9 protein-coding genes are annotated in these 12,492 nt (G+C 75.2%); 7 read left to right on the forward strand and 2 right to left on the reverse strand.

The window, feature by feature from the left end; genetic code table 11:
- Positions 1–22 precede the first annotated feature (22 nt).
- Both PV796_RS24145 and PV796_RS24150 read left to right on the forward strand, forming a co-directional pair.
- On the forward strand, positions 23–1,015 hold the full coding sequence (locus tag PV796_RS24145; protein WP_274915452.1) for a LysR family transcriptional regulator: 993 nt from the start codon (positions 23–25) through the stop codon (positions 1,013–1,015).
- A gap of 184 nt (positions 1,016–1,199) precedes the next feature.
- Positions 1,200–1,736 carry a DUF4232 domain-containing protein gene (locus tag PV796_RS24150; RefSeq protein ID WP_274915453.1) on the forward strand — a complete coding sequence of 179 codons (537 nt, stop codon included), beginning with the start codon at positions 1,200–1,202 and terminating at the stop codon, positions 1,734–1,736.
- A gap of 28 nt (positions 1,737–1,764) precedes the next feature.
- Here PV796_RS24150 and PV796_RS24155 read toward each other — a convergent pair whose 3' ends face one another.
- Positions 1,765–3,666, reverse strand: coding sequence for an asparagine synthase-related protein (locus PV796_RS24155; RefSeq protein ID WP_274915454.1), 1,902 nt, complete (start codon positions 3,664–3,666; stop codon positions 1,765–1,767).
- An 814-nt stretch (positions 3,667–4,480) separates the two neighbouring features.
- Here PV796_RS24155 and PV796_RS24160 point away from each other — a divergent pair.
- Positions 4,481–5,677: a uroporphyrinogen-III synthase gene (locus PV796_RS24160; protein WP_274915455.1), complete on the forward strand. Its 1,197-nt coding sequence runs from the start codon at positions 4,481–4,483 to the stop codon at positions 5,675–5,677.
- A gap of 27 nt (positions 5,678–5,704) precedes the next feature.
- On the opposite strand, the gene PV796_RS24165 is transcribed toward PV796_RS24160, so the two are convergent.
- Positions 5,705–6,478, reverse strand: coding sequence for a class I SAM-dependent methyltransferase (locus PV796_RS24165; protein ID WP_274915456.1), 774 nt, complete (start codon positions 6,476–6,478; stop codon positions 5,705–5,707).
- A gap of 247 nt (positions 6,479–6,725) precedes the next feature.
- Between PV796_RS24165 and PV796_RS24170 the strand changes: the two genes are divergently transcribed.
- The 4 genes from PV796_RS24170 to PV796_RS24185 all read left to right on the forward strand — a co-directional run bounded on the left by PV796_RS24170 (position 6,726) and on the right by PV796_RS24185 (position 12,421).
- Positions 6,726–7,310, forward strand: coding sequence for a CGNR zinc finger domain-containing protein (locus tag PV796_RS24170; RefSeq protein WP_274915457.1), 585 nt, complete (start codon positions 6,726–6,728; stop codon positions 7,308–7,310).
- A 139-nt stretch (positions 7,311–7,449) separates the two neighbouring features.
- On the forward strand, positions 7,450–9,876 hold the full coding sequence (locus tag PV796_RS24175; protein WP_274915458.1) for a HelD family protein: 2,427 nt from the start codon (positions 7,450–7,452) through the stop codon (positions 9,874–9,876).
- A 584-nt stretch (positions 9,877–10,460) separates the two neighbouring features.
- Positions 10,461–11,894 carry an NAD-dependent malic enzyme gene (locus tag PV796_RS24180; RefSeq protein WP_274915460.1) on the forward strand — a complete coding sequence of 478 codons (1,434 nt, stop codon included), beginning with the start codon at positions 10,461–10,463 and terminating at the stop codon, positions 11,892–11,894.
- A 245-nt stretch (positions 11,895–12,139) separates the two neighbouring features.
- On the forward strand, positions 12,140–12,421 hold the full coding sequence (locus PV796_RS24185) for an HU family DNA-binding protein (RefSeq protein ID WP_071961969.1): 282 nt from the start codon (positions 12,140–12,142) through the stop codon (positions 12,419–12,421).
- The last annotated feature ends 71 nt before the right edge of the window (positions 12,422–12,492 follow it).

The raw sequence follows: 12,492 nt of genomic DNA on the forward strand, positions 1-12,492 counted from the left end.
CGTCCGGTGTGAGGATGGGCCGGTGCCGTACGACATCGAACCGCGGCTGCTGCGGGCGTTCACCGCCGTCGCCGAGGAGCTGCACTTCACCCGGGCCGCCGCCCGGCTGTACGTCGCCCAGCAGGCGCTCAGCCGCGATGTCCGGCGGCTGGAGCGGGAGTTGGGGGCCGAGCTGTTCGTCCGGAGCACCCGGCGGGTGGCGCTGACCGCCGAGGGCGAGCGGCTGCTGCCGTACGCGCGGCGGGTGTTGGCGGCCCAGGAGGAGCTGGCCGCGGCCTTCCGGTCGGAGCCGGGGCGGCCGCTGGTGGTGGACGTGGGGGCGCCGGTCGGCACCGCGCACCGGGTGTTGGCGGCGGCGCGGCGGCGGCTGCCGGAGAGCTGCGAGTTGATCGCCCGGTACCACGGCGGACTGACCGGTGCGGCCGCGGAGTTGGCCGCCGGGCGGCTGGACGTCTCGTTCGGGCGGTTCGCGGGGCTGTCGGCCCCGGCCCGGGCCGGGCTCGCCCACCAGCCGGTGCGGCTGGAGCCGATGGCGGTGTTGCTGCGCGCGGACCATCCGCTGGCCGCCGCCGGCCGCGTGCCGCTGCGCGGGCTGGCCGGCGAGACCCTCTACGCGGCGGCCGGGAACCCGCGGACCGCGGAGTGGACGGAGCTGGCGGCGCGGCTCTTCGCGGGGCGGGGGATCGCGATGGCGGCGCCGTTCCCGGAGATCGCGGGGGCGGAGGAGTTCGTGCGGGTGGTGCGCAAGCGCGGTTGGTCGGTGCTGGCGAGTGCGGAGTTCATCGAGGTGCCGGGGATGGTGTTGCGGCCGTTGGTGGATCCGGTGCCGTTGTCGCCGGTGGGGATGGTGTGGCGACGAGGGTTGCGGCATCCCGGGTTGGCCGCACTGCGGGACGCCGCCCGGGAGTTGGGGGCGCGGGAGGGCTGGCGGGCGCTGCCCGGCGGCGCGTGGTGGCTGCCGGCGGCGGACGCGGAGGCGATGGGGGTGGCGTCGGCGGGTGCTGAGGGGCCGTAAGATCCGGCGTGCGCCGGGGGTGCGACGGACCGCGCACGGCGGTCCCGCGGGCGAAAACTTTTACGTGACGCATATCTCTCCCCGGATGCAGGCAACCTACGGCGCCGAAAACCCTTCCTTACGGAAGGACATCGCGTGCGAACGATGTGTGCGAACAGGACGAACGGATGGAACAGGGGGAGTCGTGCAGCGACGTTCCGTGCTCGCGACGACGACGGCGGCGCTCGCCTTGACCGTGACCGCCGGGCTGGGTCTGACGGGCTGCGGCTCGGGGCGGATGGCGGCGCTGCACGCCAACTGCCGCACCAAGGGCCTGGGCTGGAAGGTCACCGTCCTCAAGGCGGCGCCGCACAGCACCCACCGGGAGGCCCGCCTCTCGGTCGTCAACAAGGGATCGCAGCCGTGCGTGTTCGACGGCTTCCCCACGTTCGCGGTCCACGTGGGCAAGGGGCCGGAGTCGGACGGCAAGGGGCAGGGCCGGACCATGCCGATAGACGTGGCGCGCGGCGGCACGGTCACCACCAACCTGCGCTACAAGGACCACGGGCCGGGTATGTCGCCGGCCGACTGCCTGGTCAGCAATGACGAGGTGGTGGTGGGCGCGCCGCGGGACCGCCACCAGAAGGTGATAAAGGTCCGGGACGAGAAGGGCAAGAAGACCCGGATGAACATCTGCGAGCAGACCGTCTGGATGGCCCCGCCCACCGAGCGGACCGGCTGAACGGCCGAACCTGTCGGGCGGCCGAGCCCTAGCCGTTCTCCGCGGCCGGGGCCGACAGTCGGGCGGCGGGCGGCGGAGGCGCGTCGTGCGCCTGCGGGGACGGCAGCGCGCGCAGCCAGAACTCGGCGGCCAGCGTCGGGTCCAGCGGCCGGAGCGCGCCGGTGTCCGGCTGGAGGGACGTCAGCACCGGACGCAGTGCCTCCGGGCGGATCAGGCCCAGCGCCGCCAGCTTGGAGTCCTCGCACAGCGCGGCCAGCGCCCGGCGGTTGCGGCGCAGCCCCGCGTGGAGCTCGGCGCTGTGCGCGCGCCGGCCGCCGCGGCCCAGGACCGGCCCGGGCACCGTGCCGCGCATCGCCGCGGCCAGCACCGGCTTGCCGCCGCCCGGCACCCGGTCGGCGAGCCCGACGGCCAGCGCCGCCTCGATCACCGCGTCGTCCAGGAACGGCGCCTCGTACGCCACCCCGCAGCCCGAGGTCAACGCGTCGATGCCGCGCACCCGTTCGCCGGCCCGGACGGCCGCGGCGGCCACCTCGTGCTGGGCGCGCAGCGGGTCGAACGGCTCGGGTGCCGCGGCGGCGGCCTCGCGCAACAGCCGGCGGACCGTGGCGACCGCGTCCGGGTGCGCCCAGGGCGGCATCGCCGGCACCTCCTCCCAGTCCGCGCCCTGGGCGCGGCGGCGCGCGCCCGGGGTGATCCGGTCGGCGCCGGCGGCCAGCCAACGGGGGTAGGAGCGGCCGCCGAGGAGGGTGCGCACGGTGGTGGGCAGCGACTGGGGGGCGATGCGCCGGGCGCGACGGGCCAGTTGGACGGCGGTGCGCAGGTCGCCGCGGGCGAGGGAGTTGAGCGCCAGCGGCCGGGGCGCGAACAGCTCGTCGCCGCCGACGCCGGTCAGGTGCATCCGGGAGCCGAACGCGGCGACCAGGTGCGCCTGGTGGACCAGCCGGGCCGCGTCCCGGACGGCGGCGAGCGGCCCGGCGGGGTCGGTGTGCCCGGGGTGCTCGGGCGGGGTGTACCAGGTGGGGGCGTCGGTGTACGGGAGGGAGAGGTGGCGGCCGGCGCGGCGGACCAGGCTGAGGCGGTAGGCGCTGTGGGCGCTCCACAGGGGGTCGTCGTCGGCCGGGTCGCGGCCCTCCCAGCCGGTGGTGATCAGCTCGGTGCCGTCGCGCGCGGCCAGGAAGCAGATGCTGGTGGAGTCCAGGCCGCCGGTGAGGTCGGCGCTGAGCGTCGCCCGTTTCGTGCGGGCGTGCACGGCCGCGCTGAGGGCCTGGCGTACGGCCTCGGTGGCGTCCGGGAGCGGGAGTTCGGGCTCGGGCGGGCGCCACCAGCGGAGCTCGCGGTAGCGGCCGGCGGGGTCGTGGGCGGCGCAGCGGTCGGGCGGTACGGCGTGCACGGCCCGCCAGGGGGTGCGCCGCGCCAGCGGTAACGGGGCGCCGGGGGCGAGCAGATGGGCGGCGAGCGCCTCCTCGTCGACCGTGCCGGTGCGCGGGGCGCCGGGCAGTCCGGCGGCGGCCGCCGCGCGGGCCAGCGCGGCCAGGTCCTGCGGGCGGTTGCCGACGACCGTGATGCCGCCGAGGGCGGTGCGGTGCAGCCGGCGGATCGCGGAGAGGCTGCCCCGGCTGCGGATCTCGGCGCCCGTGCAGGCCAACAGGAAGAAGCTGCCGGGGAGTTCGTGGCGTAGCTCGGCGAGGTCGTCCAGGTCGCGCAGCCGGTGCAGCAGGTGGGCCAGGTCGTCCGGGGTGGCCGAGGTGGTGCCGAGCAGCATCGCGCAGCGCGGGCCGACCCGGGCCGTCACCAGCTCCTCGCGCCGCCAGTGGCCGACGATCCAGGGGCGGCCGGAGGGGTGGGCGACGGTGTGGGTGGCCGGCGTCCGGGGCAGTCCGGCGGCGAGCCGGGCGGCGACGGGGTGGTCGGGGAACACCAGGAAGTCCACGGGGACCGCTCCTTGGCCTCGGGGCGTCACGACGGGGCGGGGATGGGCGGGCGGGCCCGGGGCCGTCCGGCCGCGGCTGGGCCGGACGGGCCTCGGGGCCGGGGCTGGGAGTGCCCCGGCGGGGGATCGCGCGGCGGTCGGGGCGCCCCGACCGGTGGGTGGCTGGGGAGGTTCAGGAGCCGTGCCGTCCGCCGTCCCCCGGCTTGGGGTCGAGGGGGTCCCCGCCCCGCTGGGGTGATCGGTGCATCGCATCCCTTTCCTTCCGGTTGTCCGGGAGCCCGGCATCCCTGCGGGGGTGGGTGTGGCGCCCTGGCAGGGGCGAACGGTCGCCCGCCGCCACGGGAGGCGCCTCCCGTGGCGGCGACGGAGCGTGGTGGGCTGGTTACGTCCTGCGTCGGATTAAAAGGCTGGCAGTGTCCGGGGCACGTGCCATTACCCCGTACGGGTGAAGGGGAGGGGCGCGTGGTGCATGGCGGCGCGCCACCCCCGGCCCGTACGCCGCGGGCGTGCCGCGGCGGCCCCTCGCATGCCTCTGCACCGCGCCGGATCGAGGTTTCGTGCAGGTCAGATGCGTCTACGGGGCGGCGAACCGGCGCCCGTGCGACGGGCGGGCCCGGTGGCGGTCGGGGCGCGGACCGGCCGTGGCCGAGCCGGCCCGGTGGCGGGATGGTCGCCCCTCGCCCGGTGCCCGTTGACGTCGGGTCGCCACCCCGGGCGGCGGGCCCCGCGGGCGGCCGGAAATACTGGCGCACCAGGCGCGCGGTCCGCAGGCGCGGCGGGTCACGCCAGGTGGAGCGCGACGGATCGGACCGGGATGCGGGATCAGGAGCAGGAGACGGGCGGGCCGGGGTCGGCGGTGCCGGAGGGGGCGCCGCGCCCGTTGGACGGGTTCACCGTCGCGGTGACCGCGGCCCGCAAGGCGGCGGAGCTGGGCGCGCTGCTGGAGCGCCGTGGCGCCGAGGTGGTGTACGCCCCGGCGCTGCGCACCGTGCCGCTGGCGGACGACGCCGAACTCCGCGCCGTCACCCGTGCGTTGGTCGCCGGGCCGCCGGACGCGGTGGTGGCCAGCACCGCCGTCGGCTTCCGCGGCTGGTTGGCGGCGGCGGACGACTGGGGGCTGGGCGAGGCGCTGCGCGGCCGGCTGGCCGGCGCGGAGCTGCTGGCCCGCGGCCCGAAGGTGCGCGGCGCGATCCGGGCCGCCGGGTTGACCGAGCGCTGGTCGCCGGCCTCGGAGTCGCTGGCCGGGGTGCTCGACCACCTGCTGGCCGAGGGCGTCGCCGGCCGGCGGATCGCCGTCCAACTGCACGGGGAGCCGCAGCCGGAGTTCGTCGGGGCGCTGCGGGCCGCCGGCGCGGACGTCGTCCCGGTACCCGTGTACCGGTGGCTGCCGCCGGTCGACCTCGGGCCGCTGGACGGGCTGTTGGACGCGGTCCTGGCGCGCGGCGTGGACGCGGTGACCTTCACCAGCGCCCCGGCCGTCACCTCCCTGCTGCGCCGGGCCGCCGAACGCGGCATCCGGCCGGGGCTGTTGGCCGCGCTGCGACGGGACGTGCCGGCGGTGTGCGTGGGACCGGTGACCGCGGCCCCGTTGGCGGCGTTGGACGTGCCCACCCTGGAGCCGGAGCGCTTCCGGCTCGGCCCGTTGGTGCAGCTACTGTGTCGGGAACTCCCGCTACGGGCACGTCCGTTGGCGGTTGCCGGGCGGCGGCTGGAGGTCCGCGCCCGGACCGCCGTGGTGGACGGGGCGCCGCGCCCGGTGCCGCCCGCCGGGATGGCGCTGCTGCGCACCCTGGCCCGCCGCCCCGGCGAGGCGGTCCCCCGCGCCGACCTGCTGCGGGCGCTGCCGGGCCCCGCCGGGGGTGGGCGCGCGACGGAGGCCGACCTGGAGGCCGCGGTCGCGCACCTACGGGCGGCGCTGGGGGAGTCCGGGCTGATCCACCCGGCGCCCGGGGGCGGCTACCGGCTCGCGCCCGACGCCCCTACGGGCGACGCCCCGCCCGGCGTCGGCTAACGGGAGCGGAGGGCAACGGCCGCTCCCTCAGGCCGGGTTGGCGACCCGGATCTTGGACTGGCCGTGCGGCCGGGTCTCCCAGTCCTCCATGAAGCGCGCCTGGAGCCCGTGCTTACGGGCCAGCCGCAGCAGTGTCTCCGTCCGGTAGTAGAAGTCCTCCCGCAGCACCTGGTGTTCGGCGCCTTCGGTGCGGTCGAAGGTGAAGTCGAAGAACCCGCCGGGGGCCAGGATGCGGCCGACGTGCGCCAGGCACTCGTCGATGACGTGGATCGGCGAGTGCGAGAAGACGCTGTGCGCATGGACGACGTCGAAGTGCCCGGACGGCAGGAACTCCAACTTCAGGTCCTGAGTGATCGTCAAATGCGGGAGCTTGTCCTGGAGTTCGTAGGACGCCAGGGTCCGCTTGGCGGCTATCAGGATGTCCGGCGAGATGTCGATGCCGTAGTAGTGGCCGGCGTCCAGGTGGGCGATGAAGCGCCAGCCGGCGCGCAGGTTGCCGCAGCCGATGTCGAGCATCCGGTGCTCGGGGCGCAGCCCGTGCTCCACGAGGTAGTCGAACTGCATCTCCCCCAGGGCCAGCCAGCGTTCGTGGCTGCGACTGCCGACCGCGGCCTCCGGGTTGCGCCCGGTGTCGGAGGCCATCACCGCGCGGTAGTACGCGACGTGGTCGGGGTGCTTCAGGCGCAGCCAGGTGTCGCGGGCGGTGCGCTTGAGGTAGGGGGTGATCCGGGCCGGGTTGCGGACCGCGTAACCGAGCTTGTGGGTCAGGCTGGCGCGGTTCTTGAGCAGCGGAGAGGACATGCCGCCGGACTATACATCACATGTATACGCTCGATGTCTACACCTGGCGTCTACGTCACGCGTCTAGTGGGCGCGCGTGGCCGGGCGCGGAGCGGACGACGACCCGCGGGCCGGCCGGTGCGCGGCGCGGCCCGCCCGTGGGGTTCCGGCGGACGGCGCGGCCAGGCACCCTAAGAACGCTCCCGTACGCCCCCTCCGCCCCCTTCCCCGCGTCCCCCGTGTCCGTTTCCCGAGGAGTGACAGGCACATGGCAGCCCCCTACGGTTTCCGGTTCGACAGCGGGCGGGTCTGCCTGGACCTGGTGGCCACCGCCGGCGGCAACCCGGCCGCCGGCGAACGGCTCACCGGCCCCGTCCCGTTGGCCGCCTGGCTGGCCGGCGCCCAAGTGGTGCCGCCCGGCGCCCCGTTGGACGGCGTCGACGTCCGCTGGGTGGCCCGCTTCCGGGCGCTGCGCGAGCCGCTCGGCCGGGCGGTCCGCGCCGAACTCCTCGGCCGCGCCGCCGCGTCCGACCTGGCACTGCTGAACGCGGCGGCCGGCGCCGCCCCGCCGCCCGTCGTGCACGTCGTCCGCGGCCCGGACGGCGCGCTGACCGGCGTCCTGGCCCAACCGCCGGACTGCGCCGGGCTACTGGCGGCCGTGGCCCGGGACGCCGTCGCGCTGCTCGCCGACCCGGTGGCGCGCGGCCAGCTCCGGCAGTGCGCGGGCGACGGCTGCTCGCTGGTCTACCTGGACGCCTCGCGGGGCCGGCGCCGCCGCTGGTGCTCCAGCGAGGTCTGCGGCAACCGCGCCCGGGTGGCCCGGCACCGGCGCCGGATCGGGCGCGCCGGATGACCGGACCCGCCCGCCCCGGCCGCGTCCGGCGTCAACATCCGACCGACTCCGTCCGTGTTTGTCCGCCCCTCCAGGTGCGCGACGTGGCTGGTTCGCGTACGGTTGACGGCTGCCCTACGCACAGCAGAAGGGGGCTTGGGTGGCCGCGCACAATGCCACGCACGCACCGGATCACACACCGGATTCCGTTCGGGACCACGAGATCGAGGCCGAGCAGACGCATCTCGACCGCGTCTACCGGCGCCTTGAGGAGAAGATCCACGAGGCCGAGTTCCTGATGGACGACGCCGCCAAGCGCGGCCAGGTCGGCACCCCCGGGGCGCTCGCCGAGCGCGACGCCCAGGTGTTCCAGGCCGGCGTCCACCTCCACCGACTCAACTCCGAGTACGAGGACTTCCTCTTCGGGCGGATCGACCTGCTCCTGGGCAAGGACGGCAAGAAGGGCCCGGACGGCGCCTTCACCTCCGTCGAGCCCGCCGACGGCGCCGTCCAGGACGGCCGCGCCGCCATCGCCGAGACGCTGCACATCGGCCGCCTCGGCGTCCTGGACGCGGACTACTCGCCGCTGGTCATCGACTGGCGGGCGCCGGCCGCCGCGCCCTTCTACCGCGCCACCCCGGTCGCCCCCGGCCGGGTCGTCCGCCGCCGGGTGATCCGCTCCAAGGGCCGCAAGGTGCTGGGCGTCGAGGACGACCTGATGCGCCCGGAGGTCACCGCCACGCTGAACGGCGAGGAGCTGCCGGCGGTCGGCGACGGCGCGCTGATGGCCGCGCTGGGCCGGGCCCGCAGCCACACCATGCGGGACATCGTCTCCTCCATCCAGGCCGAACAGGACATGGTGATCCGGGCCCCCGCCGCCTCCGTCACCGAGGTCGAGGGCGGCCCCGGCACGGGCAAGACCGCGGTCGCCCTGCACCGCGCCGCCTACCTCCTCTACCAGGACCGCCGCCGCTACGCCGGCGGCATCCTGATCGTCTCCCCGACCCCGCTGCTGGTCGCCTACACCGAGGGCGTGCTGCCCTCGCTCGGCGAGGAGGGCCAGGTCGCCATCCGGGCGCTCGGCTCGCTCGTCGACGGCGCCGAGGCGACCGCCTACGACCCGCCGGCGGTCTCCCGCATCAAGGGCTCGGCGCGGATGGTCAGGCTGCTGCGCAAGGCGGCCCGCGGGGCGCTGGAAGGGACGGCCCCCGCCCCGCCGCGCGCCCGTACCGCGGAGGACGCCCAACTGTCCCTGGAGGACCTCGCCGAGGCGGACGCCCCGGCTGCCGCGGCGGCCCCGCCGTCCCGCCTGAGGGTGGTCGCGTTCGGCGCCCGCCTCGAACTGGACGGGGCCGAGCTGACCGCCATCCGGCAGTCCGCGCTGGGCGGCACCGCCCCCGTCAACCTCCTGCGCCCGCGCGCCCGTCGGCTCATCCTGGACGCCCTGTGGGCCAAGTCCGGCGCCGCCCGCCGCTACCCGGACCCGGAGCTGGCCGCCGAGGTCCGCCAGGGCTTCGACGAGGACCTCACCACCGAGCCGGAGTTCCAGGAGTTCCTGGACGCCTGGTGGCCGGAGCTTACCCCGCGCGGCGTCCTGGCCGCGATGGCCGACGAGCGCCGCCTGGGCCGCTGGGCCCGCCGCCTCCTGACCGCCCGCGAGGCCCGCCAACTGGCCCGCTCGCTGCGGCGGGTGGGCGACGACGGGCACGGCCCACTGTCCGTGCACGACATCGCGCTGCTGGACGAGCTCCAGCAGATCCTGGGCGCCCCGGCCCGTCCGGCCCGCCCCCGCGAGGCCGACCCGTTGGACCAACTGACCGGCCTGGAGGAGCTGACCACCTACGCGGACCGCTTCTCGTCCGGCCGGAGCCGCCGGGAGCGGCTGGAGGAGGAGCGCACCGACTACGCCCACGTCATCGTCGACGAGGCCCAGGACCTGACGCCGATGCAGTGGCGGCTGGTCGGCCGGCGCGGCCGGCACGCCACCTGGACCGTGGTCGGCGACCCGGCGCAGTCCTCCTGGTCGGACCCGGACGAGGCCGCCGAGGCCCGCGACGAGGCGCTCGGCACCCGTCCGCGCCGCCGCTTCACGCTCACCGTGAACTACCGCAACCCGGCCGAGATCGCCGAGCTGGCGTCCAGGGTGCTGGCGCTGGCCATGCCCGGCACTCCGGCCCCGCGGGCGGTCCGCTCGACCGGCCTGGAGCCGCGCTTCCGCGTCACCGACGACACCGCCGGCGGCGCCGACGGGGCGCTGGCCCGGGCCACCGTCGCCGAGGCCGAGCGACTGCTCGCCGAGGTCGAGGGCACGGTCGGCGTCGTGGTCGCGATGCGCCGCCGCGAGCAGGCCCGCGCCTGGCTGGCCGGGCTCGGCGACCGCGTGGTCGCCCTGGGCTCCCTGGAGGCCAAGGGGCTGGAGTACGACGCCACCCTGGTGGTCTCGCCCGCCGAGATCGCCGACGAGTCCCCGGCCGGGCTGCGGGTGCTCTACGTGGCCCTGACCCGCGCCACCCAGCAGCTCACCGTCCTCTCCGCCGCCCCGGACGACCCGGACGAGAACGGCGTCCCCGACCTGCTGCGCGACTAGGGCGCTTCTGACGGATCTCCCTGGCGGAAGGAGCGGCGTCTGGCACGCCCGCTCGCGGAGATCCGTCAGAAGCGCCCTAGCACCCGTCCACCGGGGCGGAGCCGGGGGCGCGCCGCCGTACGAGGGGTTGTGAAATCGGGCGTGCGAGACGGGATTCGCTTGCCGGGATGGTTTGTTAGCCTTGGTGGCGGCACCGGCTCGATCCAAGCCCCCGGGCCCAACCATCGTCGCTACGAGCGACCACTTGCCGCGAGGCGAGCATGGCGGGTCGGTGTCATGAACCACACGGCGCGGGCGCCTCTTCCTACGGGAGAGGCGCCCGCGGTCGTTTTCCACCGGGGCGCCCTCGGCGTCCGCGCTGGTGGCGCCGCCGGTCCGGGGCGCCGTGGCCGGTTCCCGACGTTCGGAGGGGGTTCCGCTCTACGGGTCAACTCTCGTATGGTGGAAGAGTCTTTCCGAAACTAGCGGCTGGTTACCGCATACCGGCTGGTAGGTGGGACGATCCAACGACGCGCTCCGGCTCGGGCACCCCTGAGTCCCGGGGTCGCTCAGAGCCAAACCAGGGAAAGCAGAGGAAGTCGGCCATGGCAACGGCGCCTAGCGTCTCGTATTCGATGACGGTGCGACTGGAAGTTCCCGCTAGCGGCACCGCCGTCAGTCAGCTCACCACGGCCGTGGAGTCCTCCGGCGGGTCGGTCACCGGCCTCGACGTGACGGCCTCCGGCCACGAGAAGCTCCGGATCGACGTCACGATCGCCGCGACCTCCACCGCGCACGCCCAGGAGATCGTCTCCCAACTGCGCGGCATCGAGGGCGTCTCGCTCGGCAAGGTCTCCGACCGGACCTTCCTGATGCACCTCGGCGGCAAGATCGAGATGTCCTCCAAGCACCCGATCCGGAACCGCGACGACCTGTCCATGGTCTACACCCCCGGCGTCGCCCGGGTCTGCCAGGCGATCGCCGACAACCCCGAGGACGCCCGCCGGCTCACCATCAAGCGCAACAGCGTCGCGGTGGTCACCGACGGCTCCGCGGTGCTCGGCCTGGGCAACATCGGACCCAAGGCCGCGCTGCCCGTCATGGAGGGCAAGGCGGCCCTCTTCAAGCGCTTCGCCGGCATCGACGCCTGGCCGATCTGCCTGGACACCCAGGATTCCGACGCGATCGTCGAGATCGTCAAGGCCATCGCCCCCGGCTTCGCGGGCATCAACCTGGAGGACATCTCCGCGCCCCGCTGCTTCGAGATCGAGGCCCGGCTGCGCGAGGCCCTGGACATCCCGGTCTTCCACGACGACCAGCACGGCACCGCCATCGTGGTGCTCGCCGCGCTCACCAACGCGCTGCGGGTGGTCGGCAAGAAGATCGAGGACGTGCGGGTCGTGATGTCCGGTGCCGGCGCCGCCGGCACCGCCATCCTCAAGCTGCTGCTGGCCGCCGGCGTCAAGCACGCCGTGGTCGCCGACATCCACGGTGTCGTGCACGCCGGCCGCCCCGACCTCGTCGACGCCGACCCCGACTCGGCGCTGCGCTGGATCGCCGACAACACCAACCCCGAGGGCGTCACCGGCACCCTCAAGGAGGCCGTGGTCGGCGCCGACGTCTTCGTCGGTGTCTCCGCGCCCGACGTCCTCGACGGCGACGACGTGGCCAAGATGGCCGACGGCGCGATCGTCTTCGCGCTGGCCAACCCGGACCCGGAGGTCGACCCGGCCCTCGCCCGGCAGACCGCCGCCGTCGTCGCCACCGGCCGCTCGGACTTCCCCAACCAGATCAACAACGTGCTGGTCTTCCCGGGCGTCTTCCGCGGCCTGCTCGATGCCGCGTCGCGTACGGTGAACACCGAGATGATGCTGGCCGCCGCCCGGGCCCTCGCCGACGTCGTGCTGGACGACGAGCTCAACGCGAACTACATCATCCCCAGCGTCTTCAACGAGAAGGTCGCGGGTGCGGTGGCCGGCGCGGTGCGGGACGCGGCGAAGGCCGCGGGCGAGGCTGTGACAGCCGCCACGGGTGCCTGAGCCGGCGCGTCGCATGACCTGCCCCCAGCGGGCCACCCATAGGGTGGCGGGTGACCCTCCAGGGGTGCCGGATTGGCTTTACCGCCGCAGGTGGGGGCAGGATGCTCTCCCAGGACAATGTCCAGGGGGACCTCAGGCGCGAGGGAGCTGAAGGACGGACCCCGTTCCGTGGGCCGTTCGAGGGCCCTGGCAGCATCGGCTTCGATCTCACGCCGCATTGGCAAGAAGAACACGGGAGTACATACATGAACCGCAGTGAGCTGGTGGCCGCACTGGCCGATCGCGCCGAGGTGACCCGCAAGGACGCCGACGCCGTTCTGGCCGCGCTCGCCGAGACCGTCGGCGAGATCGTCGCCAAGGGCGACGAGAAGGTCACCATCCCCGGCTTCCTGACCTTCGAGCGCACCCACCGTGCCGCTCGTACCGCCCGCAACCCGCAGACCGGTGAGCCGATCCAGATCGCGGCCGGCTACAGCGTGAAGGTCTCCGCGGGCTCCAAGCTCAAGGAAGCCGCCAAGGGCAAGTAAGGCCCTTCCCACGGCCTGAAAGGCGGCCACCCTCCCCGGAGGGTGGCCGCCTTCGTTCGTGTCCGCGGAGG

This window comes from Streptomyces sp. WZ-12 (assembly GCF_028898845.1).
Lineage (GTDB): Bacteria > Actinomycetota > Actinomycetes > Streptomycetales > Streptomycetaceae > Streptomyces.